Consider the following 24,365-nt stretch of genomic DNA (forward strand, 5'->3'; position numbering starts at 1 on the left):
GTGGAGATGCAGAGTGGGGTGGTTTTGGATTTTGGATTTTGGATTGAAATCGTAGGGTGCATTAGCGGTCAGGGTCTGGGCCTTGGTGGTCAACCTGGGGCCGCAATGCACCGACCAAGGAAGGGGAGATAGGGAAAGCAAGGAAGAACGAAGTAGGAAGTAGGAAGTAGGAAGAAGGTAGGGCGTAGCCCGTGCGCAGCAGAAGATAAGAGAGAGGGTTTTCGTTTTTCAGATGCGTAGGGGCGGACCTGTGTGTCCGCCCTGGCAGGGTATGGCGCTTAGGCCTCAGAGGTGATTTTAGTGTCCAGGCCATCCTTCTGCATCTGACCGATAATGTTGGCCAGCTGCTTGCGGGGCAGCAACCGAGTGGCAAAGGTTAGGACTTTGTTAGGGGTACCATGCACGGCTGTACGTTGCCCCTTTTCCATGGCGCTGTAGCCAAAAGTGGCCACATCTGCGGCCGTGGGCAGTGTGCTGTCATTAAACCAGGGAATGTCTCCCAAGTTCGCTCGGTCTTGAAACTCGGAGTAGGTGGGACCAGGGCAGAGGGTGGTGGCGGTCACCCCAGTGTCTTTTAGTTCTGTGGCCAAGGCTTCGGTGAATGAGAGAACGTAGGCTTTAGAGGCGTAGTATACGGCCATGTAGGTACCGGGCAAAAACGCGGCGGTGGAGGCCACATTCATAATGCGGCCCTGCTGTTGTTCGATCAGGCCGGGTAAATATAGCCGGGTCAGGTGGGTCAGGGCCACGATGTTGAGCTGTAACATGGCATCGATTTTGTCCCAGTCGGCTTTGGCAAATTCCGATAGATCGCCAAACCCGGCATTGTTAATCAACCCATAGAGAGGCTTCCCCTGGGTTTGAGTCTGAGTCCAGTCAAACAATTGCTGACGAGTGGCGGCGCAGGTGAGGTCGGCTCGGTAGGTCAGCACTTGCACCGGGGGGGGAGCTGATTCCAGCTGAGCTTTCAGGGCTTTCATCGGCTCTTCCCGCCGGGCTACCAAAATCAGATCATGGCCGTGGGCAGCGCAAACCTTAGCGAGTTCATAGCCGATGCCACTGGACGCCCCGGTAATTAAAATTGGTTTTTTCATACCCGACTGATTGCTTTGTGCTGGTTGTTTTGTGCTTGAACATAAGTCTGGACTGGGTGGGCCGAATTCAACCGTGCCCCCAACTTAAAGTAACGAAATTCATTCTCTGTTGGACACTATAACTCTGCCCAGAGATCTGAGGGCAGGGGCCAGAGATCTGAGGGCAGGGGGTATACCATTGCAGGTTGCTGGGACCCATCTCACCCGCCGGGCACTCCTCCTGCACCCAGGACGGTGGGGTCCCAAATGGAGGCTAACAAAGGGGCGATCGCGATTTAGGCAACCTGGCTTCGAACGGTGGTCCGTTAGTTTACCCGCTCATTGAGGGGACTGGTCGGAGTTCTTCAGTGGCGAGGAAGGAGCTTCCGGGGGCAGAGGAGGGGCGGATTCGGCATCACTCCAGATGGTGAGTGGTGAGGCGATCGCATCGGGCAGGTACAGCACCACAGCGGGGCGCGACAAACTAGGGGCGGCCCGCTGAATCTGCCGCCAACGCAGGGAAATAGCGCCACCAGCCAGGGCCAAACCAAGCAGGGCGAGGGAGACTTTTCCCTCGGTGGCACCAATCAGGCCGTCAACGGCACCCATGGTCAGCGCCGTTGTCAGTAGGGGTTGTTTTTTGAACAGAGACTGAATGGGACAACACCCAGAACGCAGCAATATACTTTCTATGCCATTCTATGCAAACTCAGGACTGAGCCAGTACCCCAAGGTCACAGACCAGATTAACAACTGGCCCCAGGTCAATCAGCTGATTCATCACCAGTCTTGGCCCATGATGGGTCTAGCCTAGCGCAACCCCAACCAGGTCAAAACCCCCTGACCGGTCACCAACTCAATCAACACGATGGTGATAAAGCCAATCATAGCGGCTCGACCATTGAGCCGCTCTGCATAATGGTTGAACCCGACTTTGGGGCGCTGCAGATTTGGGGTGACAGAGGGGTCGAGGTTGGCCATGATTGCGTTTCAGGTCTTAGGCTAAGAATATCGTCAGTTCTAGCCTAACCTATGCCCTGTCAACTGTGCGATCGCGCCGTCGCCGATCTAACCGAGCACCACTTAATCCCCAAGCAATATACAAAACGTCGCAACCAGGAGCCTGGAGCGACGGTGCTCCTGTGTCATCCTTGCCACAAGCAGATTCACACCCTGTTCGACAATCAGCGTCTGGCCCGAGAGTTAAATACCCTAGAACAACTGCAGGCCGAACCCCAACTGCAAAAGTTTTTAGGTTGGATCCGCAAACAGCGCCTTGATAAACGGGTCAGAAGTTACCGATAGCAGGGAAACCTGAGCTATCCGCGTTAGAGCAACACCCTATCAACCCGAGAAGGATACAATTTCCCCCTCAGCCACGCCGTAGGCCACATCCCCAGGCCCTAGACGAATGTCATGGCCGCCAGTAAACTCGCCGAAGGCAGGCAGGGTAAGGCGATTTTGGCCAGCTTGCCAGTGAAAACAGGGCAGGCGCAGGCGATCGCAGCCCAGATTCAGCCGTAGGCAAGGATGGATGTGGCCACAGATGTTGAGCTGATCGGGGTTAGGAACGGGCTCGTGGCTCAACAGCACCGTATCCATTGCCACGGCCTCCACCCAACAGGTGAGGGAGAGCTGGCTGAGGCTGTCGTTCAGGGGGCGATCGTGATTGCCCACAATTAGGTGCGCCGTGACCTGGGTCGCGGCCAAAAACCGCAGCCACTGGTCAATCACCCCATCGGTGAGCCCCGCCTGACTGTGAACCAGATCCCCCAAAATCCAGAGGGAGTCGGCCTGCACCTGACGACACAGGTGTTGCAGGCGGTCTAGAGTGGCCTGATTCACCTGACTCGGAACGGGAAAGCCATGGCGCTGAAAGGTCTCGGCTTTACCCAAATGCACATCGGACACCAGCAGTGCCCCTAGATCTTCAAGGTAGATGGCCCTATCGGGCAATAACCGCAGCCGCGCTTGATCAATCGTCAACTGTTTCACGTCATTTACCTGATCCCATGCAATGCCAAGCACGATAAAGGGTGATCATAGAATGACCGGCCCACCTTTGCGTGGCGAGATAGCGTTCTAGCTTACTCTTGAACCCTTTACCCTGATGCGCCGATACACCTTCTCCAACTCGACCCAGACAAACAGTAGGGTGCTAAAGCCCATACAAATCAGCAGTTCCTCGCCACTAATCAAGTGGGTGCCGAAGAAGTCGCGCAGGGGAGCTACATAAATCAGCATCAGCTGTAGGACAAAGGTCAGCAGCACCGACGCCAGCACAAACGGATTGGACCAGGGGGATAAGTTGAGGGTTAGGCGGGTGTCGGATCGCACGGCGATCGCGTGGCCCATCTGGGCCAAACAGAGGGTGGTAAACACCATGGTCTTCCAGCGTTCCGGGTCACCGCTTTGCTGAGCGTCGTAAAAGGCCCAAACCATCATAGTCACCGAAATCACCGTAAACACCAGCCCAATCCGCACCATATAGGCGCCTAATCCCCGGGCAAAAATGCTCTCCTGGGGGTCGTGGGGGGGCTGATGCATCACGTCTGGTTCGGCCGGCTCGACCGCCAGGGCCAAAGCCGGGAAGCCATCGGTGACCAGATTCATCCACAGAATTTGTAGGGGGGTGAGGGGCACGTCCAAAATTGGCAAAATCAGCGGCGATAGGGCAATGGTCAGCAGCTCGCCGATGTTGCTGCCCAGGATGTATTTCACAAACCGGCGGATGTTAGTGTAGACCACCCGTCCCTCTTCGGTGGCAGCGACGATGGTGGCAAAGTTGTCATCCAGCAGCACCATGTCGCTGGCCTCTTTGCTGACATCGGTGCCTGTGATGCCCATAGCGATGCCGATTTCTGCCTGTTTCAGGGCCGGGGCATCGTTGACGCCGTCCCCGGTCATGGCCACGATTTGGTGGTGCTTTTGCAAGGCTCGCACAATCCGCAACTTGTGTTCCGGCGAAACCCGGGCATAGACATTCGCTTGCTTGACTACTGTTTCTAGGCTGACCTGGGCCATAGTCTCTAGCTCGGTGCCCGTAACCACGCTGGTTTGGCCATCGGCAATCCCTAAATCCTGGGCGATCGCCAGGGCGGTCAGGGGGTGATCTCCAGTAATCATCATCGGGCGAATGCCAGCTTCGCGGCAGCGCTGCACCGCTTGATATACCTCGGGGCGCAGGGCGTCAATCATTCCCCCCAGGCCCAACCACACCAGGCCCTGTTCTGCCTCGTCGGGGTTGGTTTCAGCCGGAATTGTCTCTAGGGAACGGTAGGCAAAACCGAGGACTCGCAGTCCCCGGGAGGCCATGTCGGCGTTGTCAGCCAGGATCTGCGATCGCGCCTTCTCTCCCAGGGCCATCACCTGATCCCCCGCTAAATATCCGCTGCATTGCCTGAGCAGCAGCTCTGGGGAGCCTTTGGTCAGTAGCCAGTAGGGGGCCTGGCATAGATCCGTTGGTAAGGCCAGATCGCTTACCGTGGGGTGGAGCCCCTGCAACACCACACTCATGCGCTTGCGCTCGGAGGAAAACGGAAACTCGGCCACTCGCTTCAGGGTATGGCCCAGATGATCACGATCCAGCCCTCCCTTGCAGGCCATCACCACCAGAGCCCCTTCCGTTGGATCCCCCAAAACGCTCCATCGGCTGGCTTCCTTTTGCAGGACGGCATCGTTACACAGTAGCCCTACCAGCAACAGCAGGGTGAGTTCAGGGGATTGCCTGGGGGCCATGGGTTGGCCCTGGTGCAAAAACTCCCCCTCGGGGCAGTAGCCCTCCCCAGTCACATGCAGAGACTGCCCAGGGGAGCGGAGCTGCTGCACCACCATTTTGTTTTGGGTCAGGGTGCCGGTTTTGTCGGAGCAAATCGTGGTCACCGAGCCCAGGGTCTCTACCGCTGGCAGCCGACGAATTAAGGCATTGCGGCGCACCATGCGCTGGGTGCCAATGGCCAGGGTAACCGTGATCACCGCTGGCAGCCCTTCCGGTACTACCGCCACTGCCATACTCAGGGCAATTTCCAGCAGTCGCTCAAAGGCAGCCCAGCCCCCCACGGCCACCCCACTGACCACCACAATCGCCACCAACGTCAGTGATCCGCTGACCAGTACATGGCCCAGTTGGTCCATCCGCTTTTGCAGTGGGGTAGGGTCGTTTTCCACCGACTGCAACAGGTTGGCGATGCGACCCAGTTCTGTGGCCATGCCAGTGTGGGTCACCACCGCCCGCCCCCGCCCCTGGACCACCTCAGTGCCTTGGAACACCAGATTTTTGCGATCGGCCAGGGGGGTCTCTGGGTCCAGCACCATCTGCGCTTGCTTATTCACCCCTTGGGCTTCGCCAGTTAAGGCCGACTCCCGCACCTGTAGGTTGGCCGACTCCACCAGACGACCATCGGCGGGTACCTGGTCCCCAGCCCCCAGCAGGATAATGTCACCGGGTACCAAGGTCTGGGCTGGCACATCTTGAGAGTGTCCATCCCGCTGCACCCGCACGGTGGGCGTCGCCAACTGCTTCAGGGCCGCCAGAGCCTTTTCGGCCCGACTCTCTTGTAGATAGCCCAACACACCGTTGAGAATCACAATGGCGAAAATGGCGATCGCATCCCGAGGGAACTCCTGGTGCCTTAGGGATAACACCGCCGATACCATGGCCACCGCAATCAGCATCAACAGCATGATATTGGTGAACTGATCCAGCAAAATCTGCCAGGGGGGCCGCCCCTCAGCGGTCTCGATCTGGTTGGGGCCATATAGGGTTTGACGGTCAGCCACCGTTTGACGGCTTAGGCCGCCATCGGCGTCGCTCTCTAGCTGGGCCAATACATCGTCGACCTCAGCCGAGTACCAAAGCTGAGCCTCCGGAGGCTGAGTTGTCTTCATGGCAAACGATCGCTTGTCAACTGGGGTAATCCTGCAAGACTTAATGGTTTTCACCGCTACCAAGTCCAGCTTGAGATCTGGAGTGTTCCCACAGGCAAAACTCCAGATCTCGACTTGAATTTGGTTGAGTATTTCTCATGGTAAAGCCCTAACCAACCCCTCACCACCAAGCTCCAACCCATCTGGTATAAAGAAATCACCCCGCCACCCCATCACCCCACCTCCCCACCCCCCATGCCCCACCCCCCTCTCACCCCCCTCTTCCGTCTCGCTGTTCTCCTCTCCGTCCTCTTGCTCAGTGGCTGTGTGCAGTACGACCTCACCCTGAGCTTCGACCATCAACACCATGGGCAGATCAGGCAGGTGATTGACCTCAACCAACGGGGGGCGGCCCTGGCGAACCCGACATGGCAACCCTGGCTGGAGGATTTGCGCGATCGCATTCGCCCCCTGGGCGGTCAGCTGCAGCGAGCCCCCCAAACCATCGCCCTGACGGTCCCCTTCAGTACCCCAGCCGATCTGGTCAACCGCTATAGCCAACTGCTGGGCGATCGCCCTGCTCCCCCAGATCATGCTGTTGCAGACCAACCCGCCCTGACCTTACCCGGCCTTGGCTCGTTACCGTTGGCCTTAACCATCCAGCAAACCGATTGGCTACTGGCCAGTCGTATCCACTTAACCTATGACCTTGATCTCCGTTCTCTGCCCGCCAATGGCGATGGCGATCGCCAGATAGCCCCCTGGGCCGATCTCCGGTTTCGGTTGCAGGTTCCCTGGGGCATCCGGGAGGTGCTGCCAGGGTCTGTGGCCCCTCAAACTCTGGACCGCCAAGGGGCCACCTGGATGGTTCAACCTGGGCAACAAAATCATATAGAGGTGACCTTTTGGCTACCGAATACTGTCGCCCTGGGCGGCCTCGGTATTGCCGTGCTGGTCCTATTGGGTTACAGCCTGCGCTATGGCAGGCGGTTTCGGCCTATGCCTCCCAAACCTCCCAGCCCTTAGTATTGTCTGACATAAAATGGCACCAGCCTGACTTAAAAACCTTTGGCCAAAATTAAAGTTGGCCTGGTTAAATAAACCTAGAGTCTCCCAGCGATTGAACCGTCCCGCTAGGTAGGCTGCACCAAGCCGAGCGGGACGAACTGACCCAAAAGTTGGGTCAGAGGCGAGCTGGAAGCCTCTAAGCCATGGCTGTCACCTCGGGAACCGCTTTCCTGCAGGGGATGATCAGGGCGCCGACCTAGCAAATAAAGGCCTAACGCTATGAAACAGATCAACTTTGTCGTCATTTTTGTGATTGCCCTGGCCCTGGTGCTATTCGGCATTGAAAATACTGAGCCGGTGATTATTCACATCGCCCCGGGGCTAGATGTGGAAGCCCCCCTGTGTGTCGAGCTGATTATGGCCATGGGCATTGGCGCTGTGTTTGCCTGGGTATTTAGTGTCTGGGCTCAGGTACAGGGCTACTTTTCGGTGGGTAAGCAAGTGCAGCAGCGGGAACTGCGGATTCAGCAACTGGAAGAAGATGTGCAGCGCTACCGAGTAGAACTGGAGGAACAAAGCCTGTTACTACCAGCGGCCCAGCGAGAAACTGAGGATGGGGATGCCAGTGGGGCTTATGCCCAGTAGACTAGAGGCTACCCTGGGAGGGCTCTGCCTATGTCGTCATCTTTAGCGCAAACTGCGATCGCCTTTTTGATCGACATGGCTGAACGGGGGGAAATTGACCCCTGGGATGTCAAAGTAATCGACGTGATCGATCGCTTCCTGCACAGCCTGAAAGCCCAGGCCGAATCCCTGGCCCATCAGGGACGTACCCCCTACGAAGCGAATCTGTCCGAGTCAGGCCAGGCATTTCTCTATGCCTCCATGCTGGTGCTATTGAAGGCCGACACCATGGTGCGGGCTGAAGTCGAAGCTGAGGCCGCAGATCTAGAAGAAGACCTTCCCTGGGAGATGGAAGAGCTGGAGGTGGCTCCCCTGCCGCGCAACCTAGAGCGTCACCTACACCGCCGGGCGGTGGCGACGCCCCCCAAGCGCCGCAAAGTTACCCTGCAAGAACTGATCCAGCAGCTGGAAACCATGGCGGAGGTGATGGCCGAGCAGGGGCCACGGGTCCGTACGCGCCGGGCCCGCCCCCAGGCAAAGCGGCAAGCGGTGCGTGCCATTGCCCAACTGGCCCACCAGGAAAACCTCTCTGAAATTGCTGCCGCATTAGAAACCTTTCTCGACCAGTATTGGGACGAATTAGAAGCGGCACTGGTGTGGCTAGACTTTGAAGAACTGCTGCAAGAGTGGCCTAAATTTCAGCCCCCAGAACTGAAAGCCGCCCACCACTTTGACACCGACCACGAGGCTCAGGTGCATGAGCGAGTGGGCATCTTTTGGGGGTTGCTGTTTCTGTCAGCTCAATCCAAAGTTGAGCTATCCCAGGAGCAGTTTTACCGTGATCTAAAGGTGCGCAACTTGAAGCGATCGCCCCTGACCGCCGAGGAAGATCCCCTATCCTCCTTTGTGCTGCCCGATTAGACCTGACTGAGCACTATGGCTTTGAAGCGGAAGCACCCCCTGCGATCCCGACTTGCTGGATTTATCCGCCACCAAAGAATGTAAGGACTCGTTGAAGTCCAGACCCTGGCTACAGCCATCCCGCCCTAGCCTTGCTAGCATGGTCGAGTTATATGCCCTGATAACTCGCTCCCAGTGGGTCTCCCCGCTATACCCCGCTATTCAAACTTGTATCTACTTCTACTCATCTTCATCGCTTAGTTAAGGAAAGTGTTGTTATGAAAGCCATGATCTTGGCCGCCGGTAAAGGTACCCGGGTGCGCCCCATTACCTACACCATCCCCAAGCCCATGATTCCAATCATGCAAAAGCCGGTGATGGAGTTTTTGCTAGAACTTCTGCGCCAACATGGGTTTAACCAGATCATGGTCAACGTCAGTCATCTGGCCAACGAAATCGAAGGGTATTTCCGGGACGGCCAACGTTTTGGGGTAGAACTAGCCTATTCCTTCGAGGGCCGCATTACCGAGACTGGCGAATTACTGGGCGATGCCAAGGGGTCTGCCGGTGGCATGCGCAAAATTCAAGACTTTTACCCCTTCTTTGACGATACGTTTGTGGTGCTCTGCGGCGACGCCTTGATTGATCTCGATCTGACCGAGGCGGTGCGCCGCCACAAGGCGAAGGGGTCTATCGCCACCATCATCACCAAAACGGTGCCGCTGAAGCAGGTGCCCAGCTATGGGGTTGTGGTCACCGACGACAGTGGGCGGGTCAAGTCTTTCCAGGAAAAGCCTGCCGTGGAGGAAGCCCTGAGCACCGAAATCAACACTGGCATTTATATCTTTGAACCCGAGGTGTTTGACTATATTCCGTCAGGGGTCTCTTTTGACATCGGTGGTGACCTGCTGCCCCGGCTGGTGGCTAACAATGCTCCTTTCTATGGCATTCCCATGGAGTTTGAGTGGGTGGATATCGGTAAGGTACCTGACTACTGGCGGGCCATCCAAGACGTGTTGACGGGGGTCGTCAACCTGGTGGATATTCCTGGCCAGGAGATTCGCCCGGGGGTCTATGCCGGACTGAACGTCAAAGCCAACTGGGACAAGGTGCATATTGAAGGGCCGGTCTACATTGGCGGCATGACCCACATTGAAGATGGGGCCACGATTATCGGCCCTAGCGCCATTGGCAACAACTGCGCCATCTGTAGTGGGGCGATTGTCGATAAAAGTGTGATTTTTGAATACTCTCGCATTGGCCCTGGGGTGCGCTTGGTGGACAAGCTGGTGTTCGGTCGTTACTGCGTAGATAAGTCTGGCACGTCCATCGACATGAAGGCCGCTGCCCTCGATTGGTTGATTACCGATACCCGCCAGGAATTTCCCACGGCTCCCCCGGTGGAACATCGGGCGATCGCGGAATTGCTGGAACAGCACCTCTAGCGGTCTGTCAAGCTAGTGGTGCACGGTCTACGGTAAGCGGTACACGGCTCCCCTTGAACCGCTTACCGTGAACCATGAGTCCTTTCGAGAGGTTGCCTCAGCACAGCAGGACTTACCGTCCCCTCCCACGGAGGGGTGCCCGGAGGGCGGGGTGGGTTCCTTCGGGCTTGCGTTGACCCACCCCTACCCACTTCGACACGCTCAGCGCAGGCCTGCAAAGGAGGGGATTTCGGACTTTGGCGCTACCAAATTTCTACATCTGTTAACCCTAAATTCAAGACTTGACGCTGCTCTAGGGGGTGTCAGCGGCAACTAATCATCGCACTGGCACAAACCGCTCGCGGGCTACCGCCCGCAGCCGCTGAATGTCTTCTCGGCGAGTAATCGACAAGGGTACTGTCCGTTTGATTTCCTCTAGCAGTAACGCTGTACTCGCCGGTTGACGTTCGTACAAGGCCCGGTAGTGGGCGGTAATAATCGCCTGCTCAATTTCTGCCCCACTAAACCCTTCGGTGGCGGCCACCAGGGCGGCCATATCGTAGGCTGCTAGCCCCTGCTGACGCCGCCCCAGGTGAATCGTCAAAATATTCTCTCGCTCATCGGCCTCGGGCAAGTCGACGAAAAAGATTTCGTCAAACCGGCCCTTGCGCAGCAGTTCTGGGGGAATGGCAGAAAGGTCATTGGCGGTTGCCACTACAAAAATTTCGTGGGATTTTTCCTGCAACCAGGTCAAGAAGTAGCCAAATAACCGCCGACTCAGCCCTCCATCGGCATCGCTGCTGGACTGGCCCATACTTTTTTCAATTTCATCAATCCACAGAATGCAGGGGGCCATGGTTTCAGCCAGGGTAACGGCCCGGCGAAAATTCTTGTCGGACTCGCCAATGTACTTGTCGTAGAGCCGACCGGCATCCAGCTTCAGCAACGGCAGCTGCCATTGACGGGCAATGGTCTTAGCCGCTAGGGATTTGCCACACCCCTGGATGCCCACAATCAAAATCCCCTTGGGGGCCGGTAGGTTAAACTGACGAGCCTGGGGGGTAAAGCCAACCTTAGCGCAGTTGAGCCAGCGCTTGAGGCCGGCAAATCCTCCCAATTCAGCCAGGTTGGTTTCGGAGGGAAAGTAGTCTAACAGGCCTTCCTCGTGGATCACCCGGGCCTTGCGCTCCAATACTCGCTTCACATCCTCAGGGCCTAGTCTGCCATCGTGGAGGGCGGCATAGGAGACCACTTTGCGGGTTTGGGCCAGGGTCATCCCTTGCAGGGCCTTAACCAGGGCATGGATATCTTCGGGGGTAAGCTCGACTTTGACCCGTCCCTTGAGGGCACGCACCACATCAGATACCGCCCCATACAACTCCTCGGGCTGGGGCAGTTTAAGATCAAAATAGACACTGTCGTGGGCCACTTCAGGGGGCAAACTGTGGCCACTACCGCTAATCACCAGGGTGGACCGGTTGTGGGAAAACTGGTTAGCCACTTCCCGAAACTGACGAGCCACCACGGGATCTTTCAGGTGGCGAGCGAAATCCTTCAGCCAGTAAATCGCCTTAAAGCTGATCTCTTGGATATGGCGCAGCATATCCAGAGGCTCAGTGGTTTTATCCAGCGCCTGGCTCCGTTTTGCCCCAGGGGGGGCGTATTCATTTTGCCAGCGATTTTGGGGGCTTTCGGGCGATCGCATCAGCCCTTGAGCAATGCTCCAGTCAAATACAGCCATCTGTAAGTCAGTGCAGGCGGCACCAATCAACCCCTGTACCCGTTCTTCTTCGAGGGTATCGATCACAATCACCGGGTGAAATGATACCACCAGGGTTTGGAAATGCTGCACACTTTCTTTTAAAGACATAGGCGCTAATCGGGCTTACGGATAAACATTCATCATCTAAACCACCTCCGAGTCCAGACCTGGCGTTTTGCCTGGGGAACATTCAGGTCCCGAGTTGAACCCGGTATAACGCTAATGTGCCCACTTAAATGTACCCACTTAGGAAAAGGCATCTATACCCTTACGGGCATACTCAATCCGTAGCTTCAGTCCCAGGGTGACCTGTTTCATTAGCCAGTAGAGCACCGTGAGGACCAAAAATGTGACTACGATCACCGCTGCTGGACGGCGTGAGGTTAGCACATTTAGCGTATCCACTAACACGCTAGTGGGTTCAATTACCACATCCCAACTGTTAAAGCGGAGAAAGCGCCCTAGATAAATCCCTATGGCTGACAGGGCATGAATCGCCAGTTCTGCGGGCAAGATTAACGTTCTGGCCCCGATTTGTTTTAGGTAATGGCCCAGGTTCAGAATGGAAATGACGTAGGCTTCGAACCCCAGCAAAATAGCGGTTAGGTGAACGGGGACAAAGGCTAGGGCAATCACCCAAGCGGGCATGCGCCCAGAGCTGATGCCGCGAATCAGATGAACAATATCCGTCAGCACATAGGGGGCGTTGGGCAAGAAAGCAATAAAGGCAAATAAGCCCACCCACCATAACCACCCTTTCGGTAGCTGGGGATTTTTGATGACTAATACGCTGATGATTAAGAGCATGCCGATCACACCGACGATGCCCAACAGCCTGAGTTGGGCCACCCCACTGCCGTTGGCGGCGTCGGCTAAGGTGCTAGACAGCGATCGCACGGTGCGAGGTATTCTGGGCCAGAAGCCCACAACCCCAATCACCGCCATCACCACCAAACTGATCCATAACCCTGGTTTTGGAATGGCCTTGGGGCGAAACAACCAAAAACTGAGCAGCAGTGGAATAAAGGCCAAAAACAGATTCCACAGAATCCAACCACTGTAGGCATTGGAAAAGGCAGTAGACACCTGCGAGAGTAGAGAACCCATAAGCCCTAAGACAAAACCCTAAGACAATACACTGTGCCGCATGGCTTAACCCAATCTAAACCTTGAACCTGAAAATCAGGACAACTCTTCAAGGCAGTTTCCATAAACTTCATATGCTGATGACCAGGCGGTGCGCTGGGAATAGGGCACTAAGATAAAGATACTGTCCCAGATGTTCCACAATGCCAGACACTCCGCAACCATCGTTCCCTCGCCCCGGCCAAACCACTGAACATAGTTTAAGTACGCCCCAGGGAGACCTGGCCTATACCGCTACCGCCGGATGGCAACCCCTTTACGAAAACGATAAACCCATTGCCCAGCTTTTTCATGTGGCTTACACCGTCTCTGGGCAGGAGCCAGCCACGCGACCAATTACCTTTGTCTTTAATGGCGGGCCTGGGGCGGCTTCTGCCTATCTGCACATGGGGGCTTTAGGGCCTAAGCGAGTGGCGTTTAACCCCGACGGCAGTCTACCCAGGCCGCCAGTCACGGTGGTGGATAACGGTGAGACCTGGCTGGGTTTCACTGATTTGGTGTTTATTGATCCTCTCGGCACAGGCTTTAGCCGCACCCAGCCTAACCAGGACAAATCAGACCAGGACAAATCAGACAAAGGGGAGAAAACCCGTAATCAAACGGATAAATCTGCCGAGAATGGGGAGAAGCCTGACCCAGAGCAGGCGAAAAAATTTTGGGAGGTGGAGCGGGATCTCAATGCCCTGGGGGAATTCATTCAGGGCTATCTGTCCCGTAACCACCGCTGGTTGTCCCCGGTGTTCATTGCTGGGGAGAGCTATGGCGGCTTTCGAGTGGCGAAACTGGCCCGCAAGCTACAACAGGATTATGGTGTTGGCCTCTGTGGTGCGATTTTAATTTCCCCGGTGATGGAATTTGAGTTGCTGTGGGGTAGCGACTACACTCTCAGTGGCTGGGCGACAGCGCTACCCTCCATGGCGGCGGCGGCGGCCCATCACGGACGACTGGCTGAAGACACCTCTCCTGAGGCCCAGGCAGCCCAGGCGGAGACGTTTGTCCGAGAGACTTATCTGCCGTTTTTGGCCATGGGGACGCTGATGGCTGAGCCCGATCGCCAGCGGGTCTATGGTCAGCTGGCTGACTTGGTTGGGTTGCCCCTGGAGGTGGTCCAACGGCATCGGGGCCGGATTGATATCTCGATTTTTGCCCGCGAACTCCTGCGGGATCAAGAACGCATCCTGGGTCTCTACGATGCTTCAGTGGTGGCGATTGACCCTTTCCCAGATCGGCTACTAAGCGAAGGCACAGACCCCACCCTGGAAGGGCTAGATCGGCTGTTTACCGGGGCGATCAACAGCCATTTGCGCACCACCCTGGGGGTTGAAACTCCCTTAACTTACAACCTGCTGAGTATGGACGTGTTTAGGGCCTGGCGGTTTCTAGCCGACACCAGTCCCTTTAAGCAGGGGTTTGTCGGCTCGGCAGATGATCTGCGGATTGGCATGACCTTGAACCCCCATATGCAGGTGTACATTTCCCACGGTATTTTTGACTTGGTGACGCCCTATTTTTCATCCAATTTCTTGGCCAACTTGATGCACCTCAACCCGGCCATTGCCGCCAACCTAACCCTGCGTCACTTTAGGGGAGGCCACATGTTCTACACCTGGGAGTCGTCGCGGCAGCAGTGGCAGGCCGAAATGAAGGAGTTTTATCAGCAGGCGGTGGCATAGGCATGGCTCAAGAACGAAAATAAAAGAACGAAAACAGAAAACCGGTCATTAAACCGGCCATTCTGTGGCGGTCGTCCGTGCTGTTAGCCCCCCAGCTTTTTGGGTAAAACAGAAGATAGAGTTGTGTTGTTCTAGGGAGTCATACGGCCCAGTCGGTGTAATGGATTTAGCGCTACTACTTGCGATCGCCCTGATTGTCGGTATTTTTTTCTGGCTCAGGCGCTATCAAGGCTCAAAACGCTGGCGATCGCGATCGCTAAGCCCCACCGGATCCAGTCAGTCGGTGCGCAGTCAGACCCAGCGTCAACTGCTGCGCCTGGTGGGGGGCAATCGAGCGGTGGCCGAGCGACTGGTGGAACAGGTGCAACTGCGCAACCCCAACCACAGTCAGCAGTGGTGTTGGGAAAAGGCGATTTATGACATTCAGCGCGATCGCCGAACTTAGGAAATGTTCTCCTTGAAGCCCCAAGCTAAGGTCCCATGGACCAGCCCAGGACCGAGTATACCGCTGGTGATCGCTACTGCGCCAAACATGGGACGGCCTAGCAACGCTAACCCTCCCAAAGAAATTAGGCCTGTCAGGAAACAGCTACCACCTAAGGCGAGAGCCTGAATCCAGCCAGCCTGAACTCTATAGGAACAAGAGCTACGGCCTAAAGCCATGGACCAGGCTCCGGTAATCCCACCGATCCATACCCATAACGGTAGATACAGATTTAGATAGGCCAAGACCTCCTGGGACTGTAAAGTCTTAGGAGCCAAACACCGTAACCAAAACAGGGTAGATAGCGGTACTGCCCCTAAACCGATGACTACACTCAATAGCAATCGCCCTCCGGTCAGCCAGGAGAATGATCCCTTGAATGCTAACCCTACAGCCCCAATCGCCCCTAAGGCAGCAAATACTAGCGTGAGTCCACCCATCACATCGATGTTCAACCGCTATGCCTTTTAATTACGATGATTATTAGCATAGCTAATCCGGGTACCGGCCCAGTTGAGCTTATTGCGCAGGGTGCCGTAGTACGAGTAATCTTGCCGCAAAATAATAAACTGGGTCATATGTTCGGCAATGCTGACATCCACCCGTTGCCCCGGCCAAATAGCGGTACCCATAATCCCGTCGGTCCACAGCTTCGTACTCAGGTCAGGGTCTGCCAGGGGCCACACACTCACCACCGAACCCGGGGGCAAAACAATCGGGCGGCTAGACAGACTCAACGGACAGATGGGCGTGACCACAATCGCATCCATGCCGGGGTGAATAATCGGCCCCCCCGCCGCCACGGTATACCCCGTAGACCCAGTGGGCGTGCTGATTAAGAGCCCATCCCCCTGGTACTGATCCACCACCTCGCCATCGATTTCCATTTCGAGAATGGAGGTGATCATGCGGTCGGGCGAGGCGGGCTTCACAGCCATCTCGTTCAGGGCAATGAATGGATCACTCACAGGCTCTCGGTTAATGCGGTTGCCCTCAAAAATCTGAGCTTGCAGCATCATCCGCCGCTGCACCGCGAATTGATCATTCAACAACCGCTGCCACACCGCCTCGGTGTCATCCATTTGCTCCGAACTTTCGGTCAAAAACCCGAGATGTCCCCCAATATTGACCGCCAAAATGGGGATACCTTCTGGAGCCAGGTGGCGGGCTGCGGTCAGGGCCGTGCCATCGCCACCAAAGACCACGGCCAGGTCAATCGGCTGGCTAACGGAGGCCAAAAACACAGGGTAAGGGTTGTCCTTGGGGCCGCTGGGGCCACGTAACACCTTAATACCCAGGGTTTCTAACTGACGGGCACAGGTCTCAGCCCACTGCTGACTGAGGCGATTCCTGGCTTTATGGACGATGATGACTTGGTTAAGCTGCACATTAGCCCTACCACTTCAGTAGATTGAACTGTTCCATATCTACCGTATCTCGGTTGCGGTAAATCGATAAAACGATCGCCAAGCCCACAGCCGACTCGGCAGCGGCAATACTAATTACAAACACGGCAAAAACCTGACCATTGACCCCCACCGGGTCTAGGTAATTAGAGAAGGCCATGAGATTCAGGTTGACCGCATTCAGCATTAGCTCAATGGACATCAGGACCCGAATCACATTACGGCTGGTGACAAGTCCATAGACACCAATACAGAAGAGGGCCGCTGCGGTTAGTAAAAAATACTCTAGTTGCATGGGGTGATGGATTCAGGGCTAATGGGTCAAACCGGAAAATAGCTAGAACTACCGGGTATCAATCTGATGCCTGTGGCGAGTCAGCCAGGGGCAACACTCAAAGGGTCGGAGTCAGGCTGCCGTTACAGCATAGCCGGTGCCAAGGCTATGCGTCAGAATCTGAGGTATTCGCGGCAACTGAAGAGACCAACTGCCGGGGACGCTCGGGCAATTGCAAAGCTTCTGACTCATCTTCACCGGGTAGGGTATCCGGGATCAGCTCGCGGCGGGCTAAGACAATGGCCCCAATCAAGGCAATCAACAGAAGTACCGACGCTAGCTCGAAGGCTAATAGATAGTCGGTGAAGAAATGCTTGCCGATTTCCACAATTGCCTGGTCACCCACTGGCATTTCAGGGGAGAAGGCCCAGGAAGTCTTGAATACCGTAGCCGTTAGGAGGGCAAACAAACCGGCACAGACTGCTCCGGTAGCGGCTTTACCCACCCAAGCGGACTTAACCGGCAAAAAAGGTTGCTGTTTATTTACCAGCATGATCCCAAATAAAATTAGGACGCTCACTGCGCCTACATACACCAGTACTTGGGCAGCAGCTACGAATCCGGCATTGAGCAAAATGAACATGCCAGACATGCTGAGAAACACGCCCCCCAGCAAAAAGGCAGAATAAACAATATTCTCAAGCAGGACAACCCCTAAGGCGCCTCCCAGCATCATGATCGCTAGCAAGCCGAAGGCAACCAGCTGAACCCCTTCCGATAACGTCACAACTTGGACTCCTAGTTCACAAACAGTGCAATCTAAATAACGGGCAGAACCAACTCAGATTAGTCCTTAGGTGATTTTCGAGCAAGCAGATCCTCGCTTTCGTAGGGTGGGCAATGCCCACCACTCAGTAGGACACGGTTTGAGCGTCACCTTCAAGCTAGTCCTTTGCCTCTTTCGACTCAGCCGCTTCGGGCTCCTGAGGCATGGCATCTAGAATTTCCTGGGGCAGCTGGCCAGCCCGTCGAGAGTTGGCCGGTAGATCGTGAGGATCCAGGACACCCTTGGGTAAGTAGGCTAGCTCCCGCAGGGGGGTCACCATCGGATCTTGGGTGACCTTGTAGGGTAAGCGGCCTAGAGCCACGTTGTCATAATTTAGTTCGTGGCGATCGTAAGACGCTAGCTCATACTCTTCTGTCATCGACAAGCAGTTTGTGGGGCAGTATTCCACACAATTACCACAAAATATACAGACCCCAAAGTCGATACTGTAGTGCTTGAGGTTCTTTTTCTTACTGGCCTTGTCAAACTCCCAATCCACCACAGGTAAGTTGATCGGGCAGACGCGCACACAGACTTCACAGGAAATACACTTGTCAAATTCGAAGTGAATCCGGCCCCGATACCGCTCCGAGGGAATTAACTTCTCGTAGGGGTACTGAACCGTGACTGGACGACGACTCATATGGTCGAAGGTAACCGATAGCCCCTGGCCAATGTATTTAGCCGCCTGGAAGCTTTCTTTGGCATAGTCGCCGACTTGTTTTAGAAAACCCAGCATCGGGTTAACCTCCAGAGTTCTACAGAATCATTAGGGTAGTTGAAAGCGATCGCGACCAGGGAGGGTCAGCCGCCAAAGGCCACGGGAAAGGTAAGCTTGAGGGCAGCGGTGAGCAGTAGATTCACCAATGAAACAGGCAGCAGGAATTTCCAGCCGAAGTCAAGCAGTTGGTCAATCCGTACCCGGGGTACCGTCCAACGCAGCAGGATGGCGATAAACACCAAGGCATAGGCCTTGAAGACGGTCATCATAATGCCAATCGCGGCTGTGATCACCTGTAACCAGGGGGTCGTTTCGCTGATGCCTAGCAGGCCCGAAATCCAGGTCACCGATACCGGAAACTCCCAACCCCCTAAGTACAGGATAGAAACAATTAGCGCTGATAGCACAAGGTTGACATAGGAACCCACGTAAAACAGGCCAAACTTCATGCCGGTGTACTCGGTCTGGTAACCTGCCACGAGTTCCTCTTCGGCTTCGGGCAAGTCAAAGGGAAGTCGCTCACATTCAGCCAGGGCCGCGATCCAGAAAATTAAAAAGCCAGCGGGCTGCCGCCAAATATTCCATCCCAAGATGCCATAGCCAGACTGCTGATTCACAATGTCAATGGTGCTGAGACTATTGGACATCAACACCACCGCCAGAACCGCCAGAGCCATGGGGATCTCGTAGCTAATCGATTGAGCCGCCGCCCGCAGCCCCCCTAACAACGAGTACTTGTTGTTGGAAGAGTAGCCAGCCATCAACAGGCCGATGGGGGCAATGCTGGACAGGGCAATCCAGAGGAATATGCCGACGCCAATGTCGGTGATCACCATGTTCTGGCCAAAAGGCACAATCAGAAATGACAGAAACACGGGGATAACGACAATCGCTGGACCGAGGGTGAACAGCCAAGGATCGGCTTTGGCGGGGGTGATGTCTTCTTTAAAGATCAGCTTGATGCCGTCAGCGGCGGCTTGCAGAGTGCCTAAGGGGCCGGCATACTCTGGGCCAATGCGCTGCTGCGCTGCGGCCGAAATTTTACGCTCTAGCCAGACGGTGACGAAAATACTGACGGTGGCTGCCACCAAAATTACCCCCATGGGCAATGGCAACCAGAGGGTTTTGGCAACGCCGGGGGAAAACCCCAGGTCAACCATGGCCCTGATAAAGCTACCCTGTAGGTCGATTCCTTGATTCATCTATCAGCCTTTCGCAGCATCGCTATTCACTTTAACCTAAGTCCTGAGCGGAAAGGGTGTATCCCAGCAAACTTGCGATAGATTCCGATCGCGATCGCCCATTGAACTGCCCATCTAGGTTAAAACGGATACCATAACAATGATCTAGGTACTGTTGGAGCGGCTCCTACTTCAAGCTCCCACTTCAGGCCCAAATAAAAGCCCCCCAGTAAAACACTGGAGGGGCAGGAGTTCCTGAAAATCGTCACTAGACTTATGATCTCCCCTTTCCGTATAAGTGCCCAGGGGGGTGTGACCCATCAGGAGGGTACGGCCATTTGAAAGCCCTGCTTGTCCCAAATTTGGGGGCGATCGGCGATATCGACGTAGGTTTGGTTGCGGGGGCCTGTGTAAATTTGCGTAGGCCTAAAGATGCGATTTTCGCCAATTTGCTCTTTCCAGTGGGCCAACCAACCCGCCACCCGGGAGATGGCAAACACAGGGGTAAACAGGTCCACAGGAATCCCTAGCTTGCGGTACACCAGCCCGGAATAGAAGTCGACATTCGGGTAAATCCCTTTATGGCCCAGCTTTTCAGACACCACCTGCTCCATTTCTAAGGCAATGGCGTAGTACTCATCCTGACCAAATTTTTCAAACAGCTGCTCAGCTAGTTTCTGCAAAATGGTGGCCCGGGGATCTTTCACCTTGTATACCCGGTGGCCAAAGCCCATAATTTTAGACTTCTCGGCAATGCACCGCTCCACAAAGGGGCGGACATTGTCCACCGAGCCAATCTGTTGCAGCATCTCGATCACCTCTTCGTTAGCTCCACCATGCAGGGGGCCAGCCAGGGTGCCCACCGCTGATGCGATCACCGCATAGGGATCGGTTAGGGTAGAGGCGGTCACCATGGCTGAAAAAGTGGAGGCGTTAATGGTGTGTTCAGCGTGGAGGGTGAGGCAAATATCAAAAATACGAGCCGCCAGGGGATCGGGCTCCCGCTCGTTTAACATGTAGAGAAAGTTAGCGGCGTAGTCCAGATCATCCCGGGGCTGGACGGGGTCATTGCCTTTGCGCATCAGCTGAAAGGCGGCCACCATGGTGGGAATTTTGGCTAGCAGCCGCACTACGGCCTGCTGAATATAGACTGGATTATCCAGGGCGCGACGGGAATAGAACAAACCTAGGGCTGCTGCACAGGCCTGTAGCGCATCCATCGGATGGCCACTTTCAGGAAAACATTTCATCATGTCCCGAATCCGATACTTGAGGCGGCGATGATAGCGGATTTCATGCTCGAAGGCGGCCAGTTCGCTCTTGGAGGGTAGCCCTCCCCAAATCAATAGGTACGATGTTTCTAGGAATGTACTGCGCTGGGCTAGTTCTTCGATATTAATGCCGCGATATTCCAGGATGCCCGCCTGGCCATCCACAAAGCTGATGCTTGACTGGGTGGCCGGTACGCCTTCCAGGCCAGGTCTGTACTCACATACGGTCATAGATCATTGCTCCCATTCGCTGATTCATGATTCCAAGGGGGATGAGAGCCCCGCCGTCATCAACGCTACCAAATTGTTTGTTCCCCTTAGCGATTTCCCCACAAAATTGGGCTGGGCTCAGATTACCTTACTGAGAAACCTGCAAAGAATACCCGATGACATCGGGCATCGCAGCGGTCAACACGATCCTAGCCCTATCGCTCAGTCAATCTATTCTGATCATGGCGGGTTCTGCGAACTAGGGTTCACGATTTACGGTATGTGGTTTAAGGCGAACCGTAGACCGTGAACCGTAGACCCTGTTGACCAGTCACCTCTGGTTTGACAACCCACTAGTTGCTCTGACTTTCTAAGGCAAACACCTGTCCATCAATCAATAGGCGGGTAATACCTTTTGCCTGTAAGTAAGGACTAGCGGTCTGGAGCAGGGATCCATCAGGCACCTTGATCACCCGCTGGTTACGGCGGGAAAATCGCCGGGCAACCCGATGATTGTCAAACACGGGCAATGTGCGGGATTCTCCTTCATCCTCAGGAATTTGGCCTAGATCGGCAAAGGTGCGCAGGGGTAACGCCACCAATTCAGAGGAGGAGCGCTCGACCACTAGGTAGCACAGGGAAGGGAGCACCTGAGTGGTCAAGGGGTTAATTTCTAGGGCCTCTAGGTGGGGGGTAGCAGCAGTGTCATCACCCTCCCAGGTTTCGGTGTCGTCTTCGTCATCATCGTAGTCATCATCGTAGTCGTCATCCAGGACTGGGCTGCGGCCATCGTCATCGACCCAGCCAGAATCGACGGGATCTATTGGCGTGTCATCCTCCTCGCGTTTGGTCGAGGCTGACTTCAAGATGGGGCGTTCTGGACGGGGGGATGATTCAGCCGGAGTTTCCTCGGTGGTCGCTGGGTCGGTCTCGGGGAAGGTCAACTGGGTGGCGTCTTCTGCCTGGGCGTCCTTGGCCGTCGCCGAGCGCGATCGCCGCCGCCGATTTGATGGGGATGACGTGGTTTCTGCTGTTGCCGTAGAACTCTCCGTTGTTTCCTCAGGAGCTGCGGCCGCCTGCTTTTTCAGGACAGGGGAAGCTTTCTTGTCGACCGGGTCGATTGAATCAGAGTCGCTCCCCTGAGGCTCTGGGGCTGGGCTGGCTGGCTGAGGGGTATCGACTCGCTTGGTAGATTTTGGCTTGGTAGATTTTGGCTTGGTAGATTTTGGCTTGGTAGATTTTGCCTTGGCGGACTTTTTGTCTTTAGGCTGCGCCTGACTGGGCTGCCCCCCTGAACTGTCACCCTTATCCCCAGCACCTCGTTTTTGCTGGATCAAGGCACTGTATTCTGCCTCTGGCAAACTGGCTTTGAGTAGCCGACTAATGGTGCTATTGCTAACCCCATAGCGATCTGCCAGCGTCGAGGTGGTTTCCTCGGGCTGGCGGTATAGGCTCAAGATAGACGTTTTGTCTGCCTCGGTCAGCTTTTTCGGTGCCATGCAGTGGGTCTCGCAACAATGCCATTTAATATCTTAAAGCGCCTTACCCCCTCCGACGACGGGAACTCCGACGAGAATTCACAGAAACGGAATGTTCGACCACGGCTCCAAGGCCAAAGAAAACCGCTGAAAAGGTCCAAAACACCTCCCACAGGTGGCCTTCTACGTAGGTGTCGGTGTTAACCGAGTAGGCGAAGAACATATCGGCCACGTAAAGGCAAAGCGCTGCGATCGCAATCAGCTTCCAGGACTGGGAATAGCGCCCCCCCCAGAACGCTACCAGCAGAGTACCAGCAATCACGAGCAGCACCATATCCCCAATTAGATACAGGACGCCAACAATATCGGACAGAGGCTCTAGCCGCTGGTCTAAGGCCATTACCCAACTGGGTGCTGTTACCTCATCAGCCACCACAATCGGTTCAGGCGGCTGCTCTACATCGGGGGCCGGGTCTTCTGGTACTACAGCCGGGTCAGTCTGGCTGAGATAGACGTTGCTCGATAGGGCCCCAGTTATTGGTTCAGGGGCGGCTTCAGCGGCACCCAAATTCACGAAAATGGCGAGCAGGATTCCGGCCAAACCAATACCGACAATAATCAGCCACTGGGAAATATCTAGGTTGAGGCGGCGGGGCAACACGGCTTTGAACATGCCTACCGCTAAAAAGACATAACTCAGAATGAAGAAGAAATCCCCCAGGGAAACAGCGGGATCCAACCCCCAAACAGTTCCCCAGATAAAGAATAAAGCAATGCCAATGGCGTAGAGCAACAGCCCCACCCCAATCCAAAACCAAACGCTGCGGCCACTGACAATTTGAGTACTGCGCCAGTTGCGAAAGCACAACAGCGCTGCCAGAAAAAAGGCTCCCATTTCTAGCAAGTTGATGCCAGCTAAAAACCAGGTGGGCTGGGTGCCATCGTCCCCAGGAGAACTGAACAGCAAGAAAAACAGCAGGGTAACGATGCCCCAGGCAATGCAAGCCCCAACCAAAATGGGGGTGGATAATGATGTGGCAGCAGCAGAGGTAGACGACTTGCTCAACGGTACACTCCTTGGGCCAACACGACGATGGCGGTCAATCAACGACTCGGTCAGATGAAATAGGTTAGCCCACATCGCCTTGGGTTTTTAACCCCAGTGGATGGCATCGGGCTAACACCGCCTGAATTGTACCGATTAGGGTTCCCTTCGCGCAGCAAAGACAGACTGATCCACCTAAATCAATCGATCGAGTAATAATTCTTAAGAGAAGACTTACCATCCTGTAGGCCGAAGGCAGGGCATACCCACCGAGGGAGTGATCACAAAACAATACCGAGGGCGATAGGAACTGGCAATGACCTCGCAAACGATGCAACCGACGTCAGGCTAACTGTGGCCTGGGTCTGATGATTAAAACTGCCAGCATGAAGTATCTCGGATCAGCACATCCAATCCCCCGTTTTTCCTCGATGCCAGCGCATTTACTCCAGCTGATAGTGGGCCAACTGCCGAACTATGTCAGGGCTGAGACTCAGCTCTTGGGCGATCGCCGCTTCTATCTCAGAGATATCAGTGGTCGGAAACTCTAACTCCAGAACCTTGAGAGCTGAATCTGTGGTTTTTGCCCTAACCAGGGTGAAATCTACATGAGGCTTAATTTCAACCTCAAGGGCGAGTACGGCCGCCTGCACTTGAATTTTGGCCAGGGTATCGGCATTTAGACTGTGATCTAGCTCATAGGCATAGCCCAGTAAATGCTGAGTCAGCAGCTGGCCCCCGAACCAGAATACTAGCGCAACGAGTGGAATCGGTAACCCTAGGGCCAGGTAACGGTAGACCTGAGGACGTTGTAACTGATGGTTCAAGGCTCTTGGGACCTGAGCACTGAGGCCAAGAGAACGGACAAATCTTTGAACCCGTCGCGGGGATAGAGATATCATTACAAGCCTTCTATCGAGAATGATAACTAATAATATAAAATAATAATCCTTAGATTCTCCCTGCTTTTCTCTGAGACGAGGGCTTTGATTC

Annotated in this window: 23 protein-coding genes; 7 read left to right on the forward strand and 16 right to left on the reverse strand. The window is 55.1% G+C overall.

Features of this window, described 5'->3' with window-relative positions:
• Positions 1 to 278: 278 nt before the first annotated feature.
• The 3 genes from E1H13_RS17545 to E1H13_RS17555 form a co-directional block, all read right to left on the reverse strand.
• On the reverse strand, positions 279 to 1,094 hold the full coding sequence (locus E1H13_RS17545) for an SDR family oxidoreductase (RefSeq protein WP_169615036.1): 816 nt from the start codon (positions 1,092 to 1,094) through the stop codon (positions 279 to 281).
• A gap of 318 nt (positions 1,095 to 1,412) precedes the next feature.
• Positions 1,413 to 1,682: a hypothetical protein gene (locus E1H13_RS17550; protein WP_169615038.1), complete on the reverse strand. Its 270-nt coding sequence runs from the start codon at positions 1,680 to 1,682 to the stop codon at positions 1,413 to 1,415.
• 201 nt (positions 1,683 to 1,883) lie between these two features.
• Positions 1,884 to 2,054, reverse strand: coding sequence for a chlorophyll a/b-binding protein (locus E1H13_RS17555; RefSeq protein ID WP_169615040.1), 171 nt, complete (start codon positions 2,052 to 2,054; stop codon positions 1,884 to 1,886).
• A 51-nt stretch (positions 2,055 to 2,105) separates the two neighbouring features.
• On the opposite strand from E1H13_RS17555, the gene E1H13_RS17560 reads away from it, so the two are divergent.
• Positions 2,106 to 2,378 (forward strand): hypothetical protein, encoded by a 273-nt coding sequence (locus E1H13_RS17560; protein ID WP_169615042.1) that lies wholly within the window; start codon positions 2,106 to 2,108, stop codon positions 2,376 to 2,378.
• A 39-nt stretch (positions 2,379 to 2,417) separates the two neighbouring features.
• On the opposite strand, the gene pdeM is transcribed toward E1H13_RS17560, so the two are convergent.
• Together pdeM and E1H13_RS17570 are read right to left on the reverse strand one after the other, a co-directional pair.
• Positions 2,418 to 3,068, reverse strand: a complete 651-nt coding sequence (gene pdeM / locus E1H13_RS17565) for a ligase-associated DNA damage response endonuclease PdeM (protein ID WP_169615044.1) — start codon at positions 3,066 to 3,068, stop codon at positions 2,418 to 2,420.
• Between the two features lie 87 nt (positions 3,069 to 3,155).
• Positions 3,156 to 5,960: a cation-translocating P-type ATPase gene (locus tag E1H13_RS17570; RefSeq protein ID WP_169615046.1), complete on the reverse strand. Its 2,805-nt coding sequence runs from the start codon at positions 5,958 to 5,960 to the stop codon at positions 3,156 to 3,158.
• 234 nt (positions 5,961 to 6,194) lie between these two features.
• On the opposite strand from E1H13_RS17570, the gene E1H13_RS17575 reads away from it, so the two are divergent.
• The 4 genes from E1H13_RS17575 (at position 6,195) to E1H13_RS17590 (ending at position 9,916) form a co-directional block, all read left to right on the forward strand.
• Positions 6,195 to 6,965: a DUF3153 domain-containing protein gene (locus E1H13_RS17575; RefSeq protein WP_169615048.1), complete on the forward strand. Its 771-nt coding sequence runs from the start codon at positions 6,195 to 6,197 to the stop codon at positions 6,963 to 6,965.
• Positions 6,966 to 7,226: 261 nt separating this feature from the next.
• The gene (locus E1H13_RS17580; protein WP_169615050.1) at positions 7,227 to 7,592 is read left to right on the forward strand and encodes a LapA family protein; all 366 of its coding nucleotides are present in this window, start codon (positions 7,227 to 7,229) and stop codon (positions 7,590 to 7,592) included.
• A gap of 30 nt (positions 7,593 to 7,622) precedes the next feature.
• The gene (locus tag E1H13_RS17585; protein WP_169615052.1) at positions 7,623 to 8,492 is read left to right on the forward strand and encodes a segregation/condensation protein A; all 870 of its coding nucleotides are present in this window, start codon (positions 7,623 to 7,625) and stop codon (positions 8,490 to 8,492) included.
• 257 nt (positions 8,493 to 8,749) lie between these two features.
• Complete coding sequence (locus E1H13_RS17590; protein WP_169615054.1) at positions 8,750 to 9,916, forward strand: NDP-sugar synthase; 1,167 nt, start codon at positions 8,750 to 8,752, stop codon at positions 9,914 to 9,916.
• A 316-nt stretch (positions 9,917 to 10,232) separates the two neighbouring features.
• Here the strand turns inward: E1H13_RS17590 and E1H13_RS17595 are convergent, their stop codons facing one another.
• Positions 10,233 to 11,765, reverse strand: coding sequence for an AAA family ATPase (locus E1H13_RS17595; protein ID WP_169615056.1), 1,533 nt, complete (start codon positions 11,763 to 11,765; stop codon positions 10,233 to 10,235).
• Positions 11,766 to 11,903: 138 nt separating this feature from the next.
• Positions 11,904 to 12,764, reverse strand: a complete 861-nt coding sequence (locus tag E1H13_RS17600; protein WP_169615058.1) for a DUF1361 domain-containing protein — start codon at positions 12,762 to 12,764, stop codon at positions 11,904 to 11,906.
• A 182-nt stretch (positions 12,765 to 12,946) separates the two neighbouring features.
• On the opposite strand from E1H13_RS17600, the gene E1H13_RS17605 reads away from it, so the two are divergent.
• Positions 12,947 to 14,476: a peptidase S10 gene (locus E1H13_RS17605; protein ID WP_169615061.1), complete on the forward strand. Its 1,530-nt coding sequence runs from the start codon at positions 12,947 to 12,949 to the stop codon at positions 14,474 to 14,476.
• A gap of 160 nt (positions 14,477 to 14,636) precedes the next feature.
• Complete coding sequence (locus E1H13_RS17610) at positions 14,637 to 14,921, forward strand: hypothetical protein (protein WP_169615063.1); 285 nt, start codon at positions 14,637 to 14,639, stop codon at positions 14,919 to 14,921.
• Between the two features lie 506 nt (positions 14,922 to 15,427).
• Here E1H13_RS17610 and E1H13_RS17615 read toward each other — a convergent pair.
• From E1H13_RS17615 to E1H13_RS17655, 9 genes are all read right to left on the reverse strand, one after another.
• Positions 15,428 to 16,348, reverse strand: coding sequence for an NAD(+) kinase (locus tag E1H13_RS17615; RefSeq protein ID WP_169615065.1), 921 nt, complete (start codon positions 16,346 to 16,348; stop codon positions 15,428 to 15,430).
• Positions 16,349 to 16,355: 7 nt separating this feature from the next.
• Positions 16,356 to 16,661 (reverse strand): NADH-quinone oxidoreductase subunit NuoK, encoded by a 306-nt coding sequence (gene nuoK, locus E1H13_RS17620; protein WP_169615067.1) that lies wholly within the window; start codon positions 16,659 to 16,661, stop codon positions 16,356 to 16,358.
• A 145-nt stretch (positions 16,662 to 16,806) separates the two neighbouring features.
• A complete protein-coding gene (locus tag E1H13_RS17625; RefSeq protein ID WP_169615069.1) occupies positions 16,807 to 17,427 on the reverse strand; it encodes an NADH-quinone oxidoreductase subunit J in 621 nt (206 codons plus the stop codon).
• Positions 17,428 to 17,584: 157 nt separating this feature from the next.
• Entirely contained in the window at positions 17,585 to 18,202 is a 618-nt protein-coding gene (ndhI, locus tag E1H13_RS17630) for an NAD(P)H-quinone oxidoreductase subunit I (RefSeq protein ID WP_240966706.1), read from the reverse strand.
• Between the two features lie 68 nt (positions 18,203 to 18,270).
• Complete coding sequence (nuoH, locus tag E1H13_RS17635; protein WP_169615073.1) at positions 18,271 to 19,389, reverse strand: NADH-quinone oxidoreductase subunit NuoH; 1,119 nt, start codon at positions 19,387 to 19,389, stop codon at positions 18,271 to 18,273.
• Between the two features lie 299 nt (positions 19,390 to 19,688).
• Positions 19,689 to 20,870: a citrate synthase gene (locus E1H13_RS17640; protein ID WP_169615075.1), complete on the reverse strand. Its 1,182-nt coding sequence runs from the start codon at positions 20,868 to 20,870 to the stop codon at positions 19,689 to 19,691.
• 332 nt (positions 20,871 to 21,202) lie between these two features.
• Positions 21,203 to 22,348: a hypothetical protein gene (locus E1H13_RS17645; protein WP_169615077.1), complete on the reverse strand. Its 1,146-nt coding sequence runs from the start codon at positions 22,346 to 22,348 to the stop codon at positions 21,203 to 21,205.
• 43 nt (positions 22,349 to 22,391) lie between these two features.
• Positions 22,392 to 23,393, reverse strand: coding sequence for a hypothetical protein (locus E1H13_RS17650; RefSeq protein WP_169615079.1), 1,002 nt, complete (start codon positions 23,391 to 23,393; stop codon positions 22,392 to 22,394).
• Between the two features lie 422 nt (positions 23,394 to 23,815).
• Positions 23,816 to 24,199, reverse strand: coding sequence for a hypothetical protein (locus E1H13_RS17655; protein WP_169615081.1), 384 nt, complete (start codon positions 24,197 to 24,199; stop codon positions 23,816 to 23,818).
• Positions 24,200 to 24,365 lie beyond the last annotated feature (166 nt).

The organism is Nodosilinea sp. P-1105 (assembly GCF_012911975.1).
Classification (GTDB): Bacteria; Cyanobacteriota; Cyanobacteriia; order Phormidesmidales; family Phormidesmidaceae; genus Nodosilinea.